This is a genomic window from Streptacidiphilus sp. MAP12-20 (assembly GCF_041262525.1).
Taxonomy (GTDB): Bacteria; Actinomycetota; Actinomycetes; order Streptomycetales; family Streptomycetaceae; genus Streptacidiphilus.
The window spans coordinates 191389-206329 of the sequence record NZ_JBGCCK010000012.1; the positions used below are offsets into that span (position 1 = coordinate 191389).

Sequence of the window (14941 nt, forward strand, 5' to 3'; positions counted from 1 at the left end):
TCCGGTGGCGGCGTGGCCGCGTTGGTAGAAGAGTGTGCGCGGAGGGGGGATTGTCGCTTCCGGAGGAGAAGCATGTCCACGACTAGCGCACCCTATGCACCTGGCACACCCTGTTGGGTCGACCTGATGGCCAAGGACCAGCAGGCCGCACTCGACTTCTACAAGGACGTATTCGGTTGGGCGGGCGAGCCCGGCCCCGCCGAGTTCGGCGGTTACGCGGTGATGGAGCTGGGCGGCCGCCCCGTCTGCGGCATCGGCCCCGCCATGGCCATGGAGGGCCAGCCCGCACCGCCACACGTGTGGACGACGTATCTGGCCAGCGACGACGCCGACGCGACCGCTGCGAAGATCACCGCCGCCCACGGCACGCTCATGTTCCCCCCGATGGACGTCGGCACGCTCGGCCGGATGCTGGTCGCGGCCGACCCGACCGGCGCGGTCTTCGGGGTCTGGGGGCACAAGGACTTCTTCGGCGCCGTGGCCGTCAACGAGCCCGGGTCGCTGTGCTGGAACGAGTGCAACACCCGTGACGTGCCGGCCGCCGCTGCGTTCTACGAGGCCGCGATGGACATCAAGGCCGTGCCGATGGAGCAGATGGCCGGCTACTTCGGCCTCGAAGTCGGCGGCAAGACGGTCGGCGGCCTGCAGGACATGGGAAGCAACTTCCCGCCCGAGGTCCCCCCGCACTGGATGACCTGGTTCTGCGTCGACGACACCGACTCCACCGTGGACGCCGCCGTCAAGCGCGGGGCAACCGTCGTCGTCCCGCCGATGGATATTCCGCCGGGCCGGATGGCGGCGGTCCAGGACCCGTGGGGAGCGGTGTTCTGCATGCTCAAGCTGGCCGTGCAGCCGGAGTAGCTCCGCCGCGGGGTTCTGGCTGAACAGTCTTCGAACACCGCACAACCCATGCTCACCAGGCCCGCTGACGGCTAGTCTGGTGAGCATGGCTGCGCAGAACCCCACTCACCGGAGCTCGGTGGAACGTGCCCTGCGGCTGCTCGAGGCCGTCGACCGCAGGGGTTTCGGCGCGAGCGCCGACGAGCTGGCCGAGGAAGTACAGCTCTCCGTCGAGCACGCGCGGCGCCTGCTGCGCTCGCTGGTCCGCGAGGGCTACCTGGAGCGCCTCGACGACGGCGCGTATGTCCTCGGCGGCGCGCTGGCGATGCTCGGTCAGGGCAACCGCGAGCAGCTGGTGCAGTCGCGACTGGTCGCCAAGCTGGCCTCGCTGCGCGACGAGCTGGGCGCTGCGGTCTACTTCAGCCGCTACACCGACGGCGAGGTGGCGGTCCAGGCCGTGGTGGACGGCCCGATGACGCCGAGCGTCCACGAATGGGTCGACTTCCGCGCCACCGGCCACGCGAGCGCGATCGGAAAGTGCCTGCTCGCCCAGCTCGACCACGACGGCCGCCGCGACCATCTCTCCCGCCACCCGGCGGCGCGCTTCACCTCGCGCACGAGCATCGACACCGGCATGCTCCTCCAGCGCCTCGACCGCCACCCGACCACCGTCCCGATGCTGGATCTCCAGGAGTACGCCATCGGCACGGTCTGCGCGGCCGTCCCGGTCACCGCGGGCAGCGCGGTCGGCTGCCTGGCGCTCTCCCTCCCGGTCGAGGAGGCCTACCGCCTCAAGGACGCGGCCGAGACCCTCGCCGCGAAGGCGGCGCCGGTGCTGCTGGCCCTCACGGTCTGAGCCGCTGCCCCTCTCGACCATTCCTGACCACGTCTGGAACGAGGCCGTGACCCTCGCGGACGACAGACGTCGAGGTCTGGTCTTCATGACGGCCCGCGCCGCACGCCGATTCGACATCGCCGCCGCTCTGTGGACCGAGGCCGCGGAGAGCGGTGACACGGACGCGATGATCAACGTTGGGGCGATGTACGCACAGTTGGAGAACGCCAGCGGTTTGGGGCCCGGGCCGATGAAACTTGAGGGTGTGGTGGCTTCCCTCGAGTCCTTCGATGCCGTCCAGGCATGGGTGCCTCTGGACTCCGAGGCGTGAGAGGGGTGCGGCGCCCGGGAGTTCGGGGCGCCGCACCACGGGTCAGTCGCAGAAGCCGATCTGGTCTGACGTCACATAGCCGTGCGCCGCGTGGATCGTGTGGTCGTAGCAGGCGCCGGTGTCGGTGGTGCCGAGCCAGTGTTCGGAGGCGGTGCCGTCGGCGGCCGTCACGACGCCGTTGGTCCGGGCGAGGACGGCGGTGGAGTGGACGGAGTCGTTGGTGAAGTCCGTCTGCCGCCAGGGGGAGTCGCCGTGGCGGACGCTGTCCGTCAGGACACGGACCTGGTGGACGGTGGCCGCCAGGGAGTAGTTGTTGCCGTCCGTGTAGAGGGGAACGTCCGAGTCGACGGTGATCGGGTAGGACCACTCGTGCTTGGTCGCCGTCGTGGGGCCGTGCTCACGGCCGGTGGTGACCGTCGTTGCTCCCGATTCCTGCTGGGACATGACCTGGCGCTGCCCGGCCGCGGAGACCGCGTCCGTGTTGAGGTAGCGGGCGTGCTGTTCGACCGTGGTGCGGATGCGGCCGGCGGAGGTGTCCAGGTAGCCGGAGGTCGTCCAGTCGCGCTGCGCGCTGACGCTGACGTCGGTGGTGTCGCCCGCGCCCGCCGTCTCCGTCGTGGTGACGGCCGGGGAGAGCGAGAGGGTGTCCTTCGTCAGTGCGCCACTGGTCTGGGTGGCATGGTGATCCGTCGTCAGGAAGAGGGTGCTGTCGACGATCCAGCCGTCCGCCGCGCCGTAGGGGGTCACCGTGAGGGTATGCGGCTTGCCGTCGACGAGCAGGCCCGCGAAGGGCGTCAGGTCGATCCCGTAGGCCTGCGTGACGAACTGGTCCACCGCCGGGATCGGCCGCCACAGGGTCGGCACGATGCCGCCCGAATAGACGACCGGATACGGCTGCGCCAGCCCTGCCGGACGTCCGTCCACCGAGACCTGCACCTCGCGGTAGGGGCCGCCGCCGCAGAGGTAGTTGGGATACTTCGCGGCCAGGTCGTCCGGCACCGAGGTGAACCACTGCTCGTCGCAGCCGCCGCCGCGGGCGTAGAGCTCCATCTGCACGCCGGTGAGGTTGCGCGGGAGGGTGACCGTCTTCGAGGAGGACTGGCCGGGGTTGAGGTAGGTCCAACCCGCGTCCGTGGTCGACGCGGAGAGCGGGAGGACCGCGTCGGCGGTGTGCGCCGCCGGGTAGTGGCGGTCGGCCTGGTAGTAGGTGAGCGTCAGCTTCATGTGGTAGACGCCGGTGTAGGTGCTGTTGACGACGTTGCCGAGCGAGACCGCGATCGGTTGCGGCGTGCGCAGCAGCGGGATGAAGGCGCTGACGTCCTTCTCCAGGCTCCAGCTGATCCCCGCCTGCGTCGGCTCCGGCGTGCTGGTGCGCAGCACCTCGGCTCCGCCGATCCACACGCCGGCCAGCCGGTCGTACTGCCGGCCCTGCACGCTGCCCGACCAGTTGAGCACGACCTTGTTCCACGGCCCCGGGCAGTCGGCCGGTGGCGTCACCGTGCCGTTCCAGGCGGGGGAGGAGATGGTGTTGCCGAAGTCGTTCTGCATGGCGGTCACCGTGCAGTGCGGTGTCGCCGGTTGACTCACCGGCGGCAGTGCGGTGACCGGGTTCTGGTAGCTGGTCTCGATCTGCCCTCCGTCGGCATGGGCTGTTCCCGTGCCGAGCAGGGCAGCACACAGCAGGGCCGCTGTTCCGAGCACGCCCGCGATGCGCATACGCTCGCCTCCCGTCGATCTTGACTGGGTGGTACGGGTGGGACCTTGCACCGTTGTCGGTGCCCGCACAAGAGGGCGTGACAGATGGCCTGGTGGGACGGTGTCTCGATGCGGGCGACCAGCAGAGGGCGGCGGGCCCGGACATTCACGCCTGGATTCGCGCCGTCAGGGCGGGAGGCGGCAGCGGACCGGCTCCGGACAGCTGCCAGGCAGGCTGAGGGCCTGAGCGCTCACGCAATTCGGCGCGGCTCCTCCGCCGTCGCGCTGTGCACGTCGTGGTGGATCGGTCCGTCGTGGGCGCTGAGGGGCAGGCAGCCGCCGCCGCGGCGGTGGGCGACGATCTCGGCGGCGACCGCCACGGCGGTCTCCTCCGGGGTGCGCGCGCCGAGGTCGAGGCCGATGGGGGAGCGGAGCCGACGCAACTCGACCTCGGTGAGGCCGATTTCGCGCAGCCGGTCCAGCCGCTCCAGATGGGTGAGCTTGGAGCCCATCGCGCCGACGAAGCCCAGCGGCATCCGCAGCGCGCGCTCCAGCAGCGGCACGTCGAACTTGGCGTCGTGCGTCAGCACGCACAGCGCGGTACGCGAGTCGAGCCGCCCTGCCTCGGCCTCGGCGTCGAGGTAGCGGTGCGGCCAGTCGACGACGACCCGGTCGGCCTCGGGGAAACGGCGCTCGGTCGCGAAGACCGGGCGGGCGTCGCAGACGGTGACGTCGTAGCCGAGGAACTTGCCGATCCTGGCCACGGCGCCGGCGAAGTCGATCGCCCCGAAGACGATCATGCGCGGGGCCGGCACCGAGGACTCGACGAAGAAGACCGCGGCGTTCGACGAGTTGGGGTCGCAAGCATGGCCGTCGAGCGCCAGCGTCAGCTGCCCGGTGCGGCCGGCGTCCAGCATCGCGCGGGCCTGCAGCACCACCGAATCTTCGAGGCCCGCCGCGGTGTTCAGCGTTCCATGGTGGGCGTCGGCGGTGACGGCGAGCGTCGCGCCGAGCAGTTGGGCCGGGCCGCTGATGCAGCGGACCAGCGCCACCGGCGTCCCGGACCGGACGTAGGCGAGGCCCGCGTCCATCCCGTCACAGGCGCCGGGGGTGACCGGCTGCACGAAGACGTCGATGATCCCGCCACAGGTCAGGCCGACCGCGAAGGCGTCCTCGTCGCTGTAGCCGAAGCGCTGCAGCACCGGCTCGCCGGATTCGAGCGCTTCCTGGCACAGCTCGTAGACCGCGCCCTCCACGCAGCCGCCGGAGACGGAGCCCACGGCCTCGCCGTCCGCGTCCACGGCCAACGCGGCGCCCGGGTCACGCGGAGCGCTCCCGGACACCGAGACGACGGTGGCCACGGCAAAGGAACGGCCCGCACTGTGCCAGCTGCTCAGTTGCTCGGCGATGTCCTGCACCGGGGCGCTCCTTACGAATCGCACATAGCGGTGGGGCCGGGGCGACCGTCGCGAAGGACGGCCGCCCCGGCCGGACGGCTCAGTGGATGCCGAGCCATTCCTTGATCGGGTGCAGGGCGAAGTAGACGAGGAAGACCGCGGTCAGTCCCCACATCAGCACGCCCGGCTCACGCCAGCGGCCACGTCCGGCCTTGATGGCACAGTAGGCGATGACGCCCGCGCCGACACCGGCGGTGATCGAGTAGGTGAAAGGCATCAGGGCGATGGTGAGGAAGGCCGGGATGGCCACCTCGCGGTCCGCCCACTCGATGTGGCGGGCCTGGGCCAGCATCATCGAGCCGATGACGACCAGTGCCGCCGCCGCGACCTGGCCGGGCACCATGCCGGCCAGCGGGGTGAAGAAGAGCATCGCGACAAAGACCAGGCCGGTGACGACCGAGGAGAACCCGGTGCGGGCGCCCTCGCCGACGCCGGTGGCCGACTCGATGAAGACGGTCTGGCCGGACGCGCCGGTCAGGCCGCCGATCGCGCCGCCGGCGCCGTCCACGAACAGCGCCTTGGACAGACCGGGCATCCGGCCCTGCTCGTCGGCCAGGCCGGCCTCGGTGCCGATGCCGATGATGGTCGCCATCGCATCGAAGAAGCCCGCCAGCACCAGCGCGAAGACCGCGAAGCCGGCGCTCAGCGCGCCCATTCCGCGGCTGCCGAAGGCGCCGAAGAGGTCCACGTGGCCGAAGAGACCGAAGTCCGGTGAGGCGACCGGGTTACCGGGCCACTTGGGCGCGGACAGGCCCCAGACGTCGGCCGGAATGGTCAGGACCGCGTTGAGGATCATCGACAGCACGGTGCCGACGATGATGCCGATCAGGATCGCCCCGGGGACCTTGCGGGTCTGCAGGATGAAGATCGTCAGCAGCGTGATCGAGAAGACCAGGACCGGCCAGCCCTGAAGGTTGTTGTTGATGCCGAGCTGGAGCGGGGTGTCGGTGTGCGCGGCGTCCGGGTAGCGCGAGACGAAGCCCGCATTGACCAGGCCGATGAGTGCGATGAAGAGGCCGATACCGATGGTGATGGCGTGCTTGAGGGCCATCGGTATGCCGTTCATGATCTTCTCACGAAGACCGGTCACGACGAGCAGCACGATGGCCACCCCATAGATCACGCAGAGGCCCATCGCCTGTGGCCAGGTGATATGCGGGACCATCACCGCGGCGAGCGTGTTGGACACGCTCAGTCCGGCGGCCGCGGCGAGCGGCGCGTTGCCGACGACGCCGAGGAGGATGGTCGTCACGGCCGCGGCGAGCGCGGTGGCGGTGGTGACCTGGGCATGGCTGAGATGGTTCCCGTTGACGTCCGCGACCGACAGGATGATCGGGTTCAGCAACAGGATGTAGGCCATGGCCATGAAGGTGGTCAGACCACCGCGGACCTCGCCGGCGAGGGTGGACCCTCTGGCGGAGATCTTGAAGAAGCCGTCGAGGGCGTTCTTCGGCTTCAGCTCCGGCGGCAGGGTGGGGCCGCCGGGAGGGGTGACACTGGGTTCCGTGGAGATCTGGGTCACGGTTCCACTCCCAAGTTTCGAAGGGGGTTGGGGTGGAGCGGCCGGCCTTGGTGACCCTCTAGGCGGGGAAACTGGGGACGGTGCGGCGCGCTTCTTTGCGGGTGCTGCTGCCGTTGTGCGCGCGCCTCGGCGAAGGCGGCGTACTGGCTGGTGCGGGGTACATCGTGAACTTTCTTTACTTGTCGTGCTGTTGGTGCGTTGGTGCGTTTGGTGCAGCCCCGGGGTGGGGCGCGGGAAGACCTGACATGGTGTGCCTCACCCCGGGGCGGTCTGTGAGCCCTCGTCAGCTCTCGGCGGTCCCGGTCAGGTGCTCGGGCCGTACCGGAACCCGGTTCAGCGCGAGCCCCGTGGCCTGGCGGATCGCTGCCACGACCGCCGGGGTGGACGAGAGAGTGGGGGCCTCGCCGACGCCGCGCAGCCCGTACGGGGCGTGCTCGTCGGCGAGTTCCAGGATCTCCACCGGCTGCGGCGGAGTGTCCAGGATGGTGGGGATCAGGTAGTCGGTGAAGGAAGGGTTCCTGACCTTGCCGTCCTTGACGACGATCTCCTCCATGACGGCCAGGCCGAGGCCCTGCGTCGAACCGCCCTGGATCTGGCCGATCACCGAGAGCGGGTTCAGCGCCTTGCCGACGTCCTGCGCCGCTGCCAGCTCGACCACCTTGACCAGGCCCAGCTCCACGTCCACGTCCACCACGGCGCGGTGGGCGCAGAAGGTGTACTGGACGTGGCCGAAGCCCTGCCCGGTCTCCTTGTCGAAGGGGACGGTCGGGCGGTGGTGGTGCTCGCGGGTCAAGTCGATGACGGTGTCGCCGAGCAGGTCCACGAGGGAGACCAGCACGCCGGCCGAGGCGGAGACCACCTTGCCGCCGACGAGCGAGAGATCGGTGTTGGTCCAGCCGTAGCGCTTGCGGCCCAGCGCCAGCAGCTCGTTGCGGACCGCCTCGGCGGCCAGCTTCACCGCGCCGCCGGTCATGTAGGTCTGGCGCGAGGCGGAGGTCGAACCAGCCGAGCCCACCTCGGTGTTGGCCGGGTGGATGGTGACCCGCTCGACGCCCAGCTCGGTGCGGGCGATCTGGCCGTGGACGGTGACGCCGCCCTGGCCGACCTCGGCCATGGCCGTGTGCACCATCGCGACCGCCTCGCCGCCGATGACCTCCAGGCGGACCCGGGCGGTCGAGTAGTCGTCGAAGCCCTCGGAGAAGCCGACGTTCTTGATGCCGACCGCGTAGCCGACGCCGCGCACGATGCCCTCGCCGTGCGAGGTGTTGGACAGCGCGCCCGGGATCTCGCGAATGTCCAGGTGCGTGGTGTCCAGCGGCTGCGGAAGGGGCAACGCCTTGACGCGGCGCAGCAGGTCCGCCACCGGGGCCGGGGAGTCGATCTCCTGGCCGGTCGGCATGATCGAGCCCTGCGAGACCGCGTTGAGCTGACGCAACTCCACCGGGTCCATGCCCAGCTCGGCGGCCAGCTTGTCCATCTGCGCCTCGTAGGCGAAGCAGGCCTGGACCGCGCCGAAGCCGCGCATCGCGCCGCAGGACGGGTTGTTGGAGTAGAGCGCTATCGCGAACATGTTGACGTTCGGCACCTCGTAGGGGCCGATTCCGAGCGAGGCCGCGTTGCCGACGACGGCGGGTGAGGCGGAGGCGTAGGCGCCGCCGTCCAGCACGATCCTGGCCTCGCAGTAGACCAGCTTGCCGTCGCGGGTCGCGCCGTGCTCGTAGGTCATCTTGGCCGGGTGGCGGTGCACGTGCCCGAAGAAGGACTCCTCGCGGGAGTACACGATCTTGACAGGCTTGCCGGTGCGCTGCGCCAGCAGGCAGGCGTGCAGCTGCATCGACAGGTCCTCGCGGCCGCCGAACGCGCCGCCGACACCCGCGAGGGTGAGCCGCACCTTGTTCTCGGGCAGGCCGAGCACCGGGGCGATCTGCTCACGGTCCACGTGCAGCCACTGGGTCGCGATGTAGAGGTCGATGCCGCCGTCCTCGGCGGGCACGGCCAGACCGGACTCCGGGCCGAGGAAGGCCTGGTCCTGCATGCCGACCACGTAGTCGCCCTTGACGACGACGTCGGCCATCGCGCGCACCTCGTCGGTGACGCCGAGGCCGGAGATCACCTTCTGCGAGTGGACGACGTTGCCGGAGGCGTGGCCCTTGTATTCAGAGGGCTCGTGCACGTACCCGTAGGTCTCCGGGTCGAGGCACTGCTCCTCGGTGGTGATCGTCGGGAGCACCTCGTACTCGACCTTGATCTTGGCGAGGGCGCGGCGGGCGGTCTCCGGGTGGTCCGCGGCCACGATGGCGACAGCCTCGCCGTGGTAGCGGATCTTGTCCATGGCGAGCGCCGGCTGGTCCTGGATCTCCAGGCCGTAGAACTTGGCGCCGGGGATGTCCTCGTGGGTCATCACCGCGTAGACGCCGGGGTGCTTGATCGCCTGGGAGGTGTCCACGGAGAGGATGCGCGCGTGGGCGTGCGGCGAGCGCAGCGCCATGCCCCAGAGCATGTCCTCGTGCCACATGTCCGAGGAGTAGGCGAACTCGCCGCGGACCTTGAGGATGCCGTCCGGGCGCAGCGGCGAGCCGCCGATGCCGTCCGGGTGGGCGGTGGTGATGCCCTGGAGGTTCTTCTCGACGCGGGGGGCGCGGGTGGTCACTGGGTCACCTCCGACCTCGAACACTTGCGGGCGGAGGCGAGGCGGACCGCGTCCATGATCGTCTCGTAGCCCGTGCAGCGGCACAGGTTGCCCGAGAGGGCCTCGCGGATGTCGTTGTCGCTCGGCTGCACGTTGCGCTCCAGCAGGTCGTGCGTCTGCACGAGCAGCCCCGGAGTGCAGAAGCCGCACTGGACGGCGCCGGCGTCGACGAAGGCCTGCTGGACGTCGTCCAGGCCGGTCTCCGGGTCGGCCAGACCCTCGACGGTGCGGACCTCACGGCCCTGCACCTGGCCGGCCGCGACCAGACAGGAACAGACCGGGGCGCCGTCGAGGTAGACCGTGCAGCTGCCGCACTCGCCCTGCTCGCAGGCGTTCTTGGAACCCGGCAGGCCCAGACGCTCGCGGAGCATGAACAGGAGGCTCTCGCCCTCCCAGACGTCGTCCGCCTCGACCTCGCGGCCGTTGGCGTTGAAGGTCACCCTCATGCTGCGCTCCTCAGGGACTGCGCGTACTCGTTCCAGGCCCAGGTCAGCGTGCGGCGTGCCATGACCGCCAGCGCGTGGCGGCGGTAGGCGGCGGACCCGCGGACGTCGTCGATCGGGGAGGAGGCGGCGGAGACCAGCTCACCGAAGCGCTGGATGGCGGCGGGGCCGATCAGGCCACCGGACTGCCACAGCCCGCGCTCGGCCAGCTCGCCGGCCAGGAACTCTTCGGCTTCCGCGGCGCGGCGCGGTGTCGGCGCGGCGGAGCCGATGCCGGTGCCGACCGTGCCGTTCTTGGGGTGCAGTGCGAAGCCGAAGGCGCAGACCGCGATGACCATCGCGTTGCGGGTGCCGATCTTCGAGAACTGCTGCGGGCCGTCGGCCACCGGGATCCGCACGGCGCGGATCAGCTCGTCGGGCTCCAGGCTGTTGCGCTTGACCCCGACGTAGAACTCGTCGATGGGGATCAGGCGGGTGCCGCGCACCGACGCTGCCTCGACGAAGACGTCACGGCCGGCGGCGAGCAGCGCGGGGTGGGCGTCACCGGCCGGCGACGCGCCGCCGAGGTTGCCGCCGACGCTGCCGCGGTTGCGGATCTGCGGGGAGCCCACCGTGTTGCCGGCGATGGCGAGACCCGGGAGCTGGACGCTCAGCTCGTTGCCGATCCGGGTGTAGGGCACGGCGGCGCCCAGGCGGATCACCTCGCCCTCCTGGCCCTCGTACGTGCCGGACTCCCACTCGGTCAGCTCGCTGATCCGGTTCAGGTCCAAGAGGGCGGCAGGGCGGTGGCGGTCGAAGTTGAGCTCGACCATCACATCGGTGCCACCGGAGATCGGCAGTGCGGACGGGTTCTCAGCCATCGCCGCGAGTGCCTCGTCCCAGTTGGCGGGCCGCAGGAACTCCATGCGGGTGACTCCTTCAGTCGTCGTTCTTCGTGGGAGAGGTGTGAGCAGTACACAAGTCCCACGCCTTGTGCCGTCAGTCACTGATGACATGAAGGTGCGGACGCGACGCCACCCATAGGGCTGTACTTTTCTCCAACGGATGGCGAACGGGTCGGGACCTCTGGTTGACTTTTCCGGGGTGTTCTCCACCCGCGCTGTGCTCCTCCGCGTTCCGCGAAATGGGTAGGCAGGGCTGACACCCCTGGGCGTAGTGTCTTGCGCTGTGACTCAGCTCTCGCCGAACCCCTTCCTGCAGCCCAGCACGCTTCCTTACGAGCTGCCGCCCTTCGCGGCGATCGAGGAGGCCCACTACCTGCCCGCTTTCGAGGCGGGCATGGCCGAGCAGCTCGCCGAGGTCGCCGCGATCACGGCCGACCCGGCTCCTGCCGACTTCGAGAACACGCTCGTCGCGCTGGAGTGCAGTGGTGCGCTGCTGCGTCGTGTGTCTCTGGTGTTCTTCAACAAGACCTCCTCCGACTCCAGCGCGGCGCTGCGCGAGCTGGATGCCGAGATCAGCCCGCGCCTCGCCGCGCACACCGACGCGATCCAGCTCGACCCGGCCCTCTTCGCCAGGATCGACGCCGTCCACGCACGCGCGGGTGAGCTCGGCCTCGACGCGGAGGCCGTGCGCCTGGTCGACCACCACCGCGCCCGCTTCGTGCGCGGCGGCGCGCAGCTGGACGAGCCCGGCAAGGCGCGGCTGCGGGAGCTCAACTCCGAGCTCGCCGTCCTCGGTACCAGTTTCGAGCAGAACCTCTTCGCCGACACCCGGGCGGCGGCCCTCGTGCTGGACTCGGCGGAGCAGCTGGCCGGGCTGCCCGAGGACGAGATCGCCGCGGCGGCGGAGAACGCCAAGGCGCTCGGGCACGACGGCAAGTACGTGCTCAGTCTGAAGAACTTCTCCAACCAGACCGAGCTGGCCGCCCTCACCGACCCCGGGCTGCGCGCCCGGCTGCTGGAGGCCTCGCTGGCCCGGGGCATCGACACGAACGGCCCGCTCGCGGTGAAGATGGCCACGCTGCGGGCGGAGCGGGCCGCGCTGCTGGGCTTCGACTCGCACGCGGCCTGGGAGGTCGCCGACCAGACCGCGAAGACCACCGAGGCCGTCGAGTCCATGCTGGGCCGCCTGGTCGCCCCGGCGGTCGCGAATGCGGAGCGCGAGGGCGCGGCGCTGGCCGAGTCGGCGGGTGCGGCGGCGATCGCCGCGTCGGACTGGCAGTTCTACTCGGAGCGGGTCCGCAAGGAGCGCTTCGACATCGACGGCTCGGCGATGCGCCCGTACCTGGAGCTGGAGTCGGTGCTGAAGCGGGGCGTGTTCCACGCCGCCGAGCTGGTTTACGGGATCACCTTCACCGAGCGGGCGGACCTGGTGGCCTACCACCCGGACGCGCGCGTCTTCGAGGTCAACGAGGGCGACGGCAGCCCGATCGGGCTCTTCGTCGGGGACTTCTTCGCCCGCGAGTCCAAGCGCGGAGGCGCGTGGATGAACGAGCTGGTCCAGCAGTCGCGGTTGCTCGGGCACCGCCCGGTGGTGGTCAACAACCTGAACGTCGCGAAGCCGCCGGCGGGCGAGCCGGCCCTGATGACCTGGGACGAGGTGAACACGCTCTTCCACGAGTTCGGTCACGCGCTGCACGGCCTCTTCTCGGACGTACGGTACCCCTCGCTCGCGGGCACGGAGGTGCCGCGCGACTTCGTCGAGTACCCCTCCCAGGTCAACGAGATGTGGGCGGACTGGCCGGAGGTGCTGGCCAACTACGCCCGCCACGTCGAGACGGGCGAGCCGATGCCGCTCGAACTGGTCGCGCGGATGCGCGAGGCGCAGAACTTCGGCGAGGGCTTCCGCACGGTCGAGTATCTGGCCGCCGCGCTGCTGGACTGGGCCTGGCACACCACGCCGCACGGCGAGGGCGCGGGCGACGCGGAGGCGTTCGAGGCGGCGGCGCTGGCCCGGTTCGGGCTGGCGGTCGACGCGATCCCGCCGCGCTACCGGACGGGCTACTTCGCGCACGTCTTCGCCGGCGGCTATGCGGCGGGGTACTACGGCTACATCTGGTCCGAGGTGCTGGACGCGGACACTGTGGAGTGGTTCAAGGAGGGCAAGTCGATCCGCGAGAGCGGTGAGATCTTCCGCCGCGAGCTGTTGAGCCGGGGCGGCAGCGTGGACCCCATGGGCGCGTTCGCCGCGTTCCGCGGCCGTGCCCCGGAGATTCAGCCCCTTCTGGCCCGCCGCGGACTTCAGGGCTAGGCAGATGAGCTAGTTGCACTACCTACGGGCGCGGGGAACTGCGTGAGCAACCACCCTGTGCGGATGGCCCTGCTCGTTCGGTGGCCCCGCGCCCTGGGTGGTTTGTCGCGCAGTTCCCCGCGCCCCTGGGGTAGTGCAACTGGCTGTCTCGGCGGAGACGTCGATTCGACGCGCGTCACGCTCCGTCGGGTACCGTGCAGCGGAAAACATCCCGTTTGCCGACTTTCCGGAGGTACCCGACGTGCGGATCGGCGCGCTGCTCGCTCCCACCGCACCGCCCCTGCGGCTCCTCGCCGGACGTGGCGAGCTGGACCGCGTGGTCACCGGCGTGATGACGACGGACCTGCGCGATCCGAGCCGGTACCTCCACGGGGGTGAGCTCGTGCTCACCGGCATGCTCTGGCGGTACGAGCCGGAGGACTCCGAGCGGTTCGTCCGCTTCCTCGCCGCCGGCGGCGCCGCAGGGCTCGCCGCCGGGGAGGCCGAGGTCGGGCCGGTGCCGCAGGATCTCGTCGACGCCTGCGAACGGCACCGCCTGCCGCTCTTCGCCGTCGGTGAGGACGTCGCGTTCGGGTCCGTCACCGAGTACGTCGTCCGACAGGTCTCCGCAGACCGCGCCGCCGACCTCTCCGCGCTCGTCGACCGCCACCGCATGCTCGTCTCCGCCGCGGGCGGCGCCGGGCTGGACGCCGTGCTGGAACTGCTCGGCGGGGACGTCGACCTCGACTGCTGGGTGCTCACGCCCACCGGCCGCGTCGTCGCCGGGCCCGCCGCCCGGCTCGACCCTGGCGAGCGCGAGGCGCTCGCCCGCGCGCACCTCGACGCCCAGCGCAGACGCAGCACGCCGTCCAGCCGGGCGCGCGTCGGGGACCGCCAGTTTTCGCTGCTGCCGGTCGCGGGCGGCGCCGCGCTCGCGCAGTGGATCCTCGCCATCGAGGGCGACGTCACCGACTGGACCGCCAAGCGGCAGCAGCTCGCCGAGAACCTCGCCCGCCTGGTCTCCGCGGAGCGCCTGCGCCGCGACGAGAGTCGGACACTGCGGGCCCGCCTCGCCGACGAGATGATCGCGCTGCTCCAGCGCGACGCCGCGCCCGACGAGCTGCTGCGCGCGCTCGAAGCCGCACACGCGATGACGCTCACCGACGGCACGCTGACCGACCATCCGCTCCCGACCAGCTGGGTCGTCGTCTCGGTCGAGAGCCACGGACTGGCCGAGGGCAACGCCCGCGAGGCCGTGGTGGAGGCGGTGACCGGCCTGGACGACCGCGCGCTGGTCGGCGGCGGCGGGCTCGGCGCGGTCGTGCTGCTGCCGGAACCCGTCGAGGGCCGTACCGCCGCCGACGTGCTCGTCGATCTCTTCGCGCCGCTCGACGCGGGCCTCGGTCCCGAGGGCCGGCTGACGATCGGCGTCAGCGCGCCCGCCGTCGGTGTCGGCGGACTGCGCGGCGCGCTGGAGGAGGCCCGGCACGCACGCAGGATCGCCGCGGCGCGCGTGGGCCGCATCTGCGTCGCCGGGCCGGAGGAGCTGGCGTCGCACGTGCTGCTGCTGGCGGCCGTGCCGGACGAGGTCCGCCGCGCGTTCCGCTCGCGGCTGCTGGACCGCGTCATCGGCTACGACCTCGAGCACCAGGCGGATCTGGTCCGCACGCTGGAGGCGTTCCTGCGCTACGACGGCTCCTGGACCCGCTGCGCCGCGGCGCTCCACGTGCACGTCAACACCTTGCGCTACCGGATCGGCCGGATCGAGGAGCTGACCGGCCGTGACCTGTCCAAGCTCGAGGACCGGGTGGACTTCTTCCTCGCGCTGGAACTGAGCTGAACCCTGAGCTGAATCTCGACCTGACGGGCCGCCACCCACCTGGGTGAACGGGTGCGGCACCGCGCCCGGCGCGCCCGCAGACTGGGACCATGCCACTCCGTACGCTGCTCGCGGTGCT

11 protein-coding genes are annotated in these 14941 nt (G+C 70.8%); 5 read left to right on the plus strand and 6 right to left on the minus strand.

All coding sequences use genetic code 11. The annotated features are described in order from the left end of the window. Positions 1-72: 72 nt before the first annotated feature. From ABIA32_RS18625 to ABIA32_RS18635, 3 genes are all read left to right on the plus strand, one after another. Positions 73-861 (plus strand): VOC family protein, encoded by a 789-nt coding sequence (locus ABIA32_RS18625; RefSeq protein ID WP_370096505.1) that lies wholly within the window; start codon positions 73-75, stop codon positions 859-861. Positions 862-946: 85 nt separating this feature from the next. Then, a complete protein-coding gene (locus ABIA32_RS18630) occupies positions 947-1696 on the plus strand; it encodes an IclR family transcriptional regulator (protein WP_370096507.1) in 750 nt (249 codons plus the stop codon). Between the two features lie 46 nt (positions 1697-1742). Continuing rightward, complete coding sequence (locus ABIA32_RS18635; RefSeq protein WP_370096509.1) at positions 1743-2006, plus strand: hypothetical protein; 264 nt, start codon at positions 1743-1745, stop codon at positions 2004-2006. A gap of 42 nt (positions 2007-2048) precedes the next feature. Here the strand turns inward: ABIA32_RS18635 and ABIA32_RS18640 are convergent, their stop codons facing one another. The 6 genes from ABIA32_RS18640 to ABIA32_RS18665 all read right to left on the minus strand — a co-directional run bounded on the left by ABIA32_RS18640 (position 2049) and on the right by ABIA32_RS18665 (position 10717). Next, positions 2049-3722, minus strand: a complete 1674-nt coding sequence (locus tag ABIA32_RS18640) for a peptide-N4-asparagine amidase (RefSeq protein ID WP_370096511.1) — start codon at positions 3720-3722, stop codon at positions 2049-2051. A gap of 230 nt (positions 3723-3952) precedes the next feature. Further along, positions 3953-5119, minus strand: a complete 1167-nt coding sequence (locus ABIA32_RS18645; protein WP_370096513.1) for an XdhC family protein — start codon at positions 5117-5119, stop codon at positions 3953-3955. 79 nt (positions 5120-5198) lie between these two features. After that, positions 5199-6680, minus strand: a complete 1482-nt coding sequence (locus tag ABIA32_RS18650; protein ID WP_370096515.1) for an NCS2 family permease — start codon at positions 6678-6680, stop codon at positions 5199-5201. 283 nt (positions 6681-6963) lie between these two features. Then, positions 6964-9288, minus strand: a complete 2325-nt coding sequence (pucD, locus tag ABIA32_RS18655) for a xanthine dehydrogenase subunit D (protein WP_370096598.1) — start codon at positions 9286-9288, stop codon at positions 6964-6966. 38 nt (positions 9289-9326) lie between these two features. Next, positions 9327-9815 carry a (2Fe-2S)-binding protein gene (locus ABIA32_RS18660; protein ID WP_370096517.1) on the minus strand — a complete coding sequence of 163 codons (489 nt, stop codon included), beginning with the start codon at positions 9813-9815 and terminating at the stop codon, positions 9327-9329. After that, positions 9812-10717, minus strand: coding sequence for a xanthine dehydrogenase family protein subunit M (locus tag ABIA32_RS18665; RefSeq protein WP_370096519.1), 906 nt, complete (start codon positions 10715-10717; stop codon positions 9812-9814). The genes ABIA32_RS18660 and ABIA32_RS18665 overlap by 4 nt, the downstream gene beginning before the upstream one ends. Before the next feature lie 262 nt (positions 10718-10979). Here ABIA32_RS18665 and ABIA32_RS18670 point away from each other — a divergent pair, with 262 nt between their 5' ends. Further along, positions 10980-13004 carry a M3 family metallopeptidase gene (locus ABIA32_RS18670; RefSeq protein WP_370096521.1) on the plus strand — a complete coding sequence of 675 codons (2025 nt, stop codon included), beginning with the start codon at positions 10980-10982 and terminating at the stop codon, positions 13002-13004. Positions 13005-13245: 241 nt separating this feature from the next. Further along, positions 13246-14823, plus strand: coding sequence for a PucR family transcriptional regulator (locus tag ABIA32_RS18675; RefSeq protein ID WP_370096523.1), 1578 nt, complete (start codon positions 13246-13248; stop codon positions 14821-14823). Positions 14824-14941: the final 118 nt, after the last annotated feature.

Coding starts and splice junctions, on each gene's coding strand:
- ABIA32_RS18625 (WP_370096505.1), top strand. CDS start 73: ATGTCCACGACTAGCGCACCCTATGCACCTGGCACACCCTGTTGGGTC.
- ABIA32_RS18630 (WP_370096507.1), top strand. CDS start 947: ATGGCTGCGCAGAACCCCACTCACCGGAGCTCGGTGGAACGTGCCCTG.
- ABIA32_RS18640 (WP_370096511.1), bottom strand. CDS start 3,722: ATGCGCATCGCGGGCGTGCTCGGAACAGCGGCCCTGCTGTGTGCTGCC.
- ABIA32_RS18660 (WP_370096517.1), bottom strand. CDS start 9,815: ATGAGGGTGACCTTCAACGCCAACGGCCGCGAGGTCGAGGCGGACGAC.
- ABIA32_RS18665 (WP_370096519.1), bottom strand. CDS start 10,717: ATGGAGTTCCTGCGGCCCGCCAACTGGGACGAGGCACTCGCGGCGATG.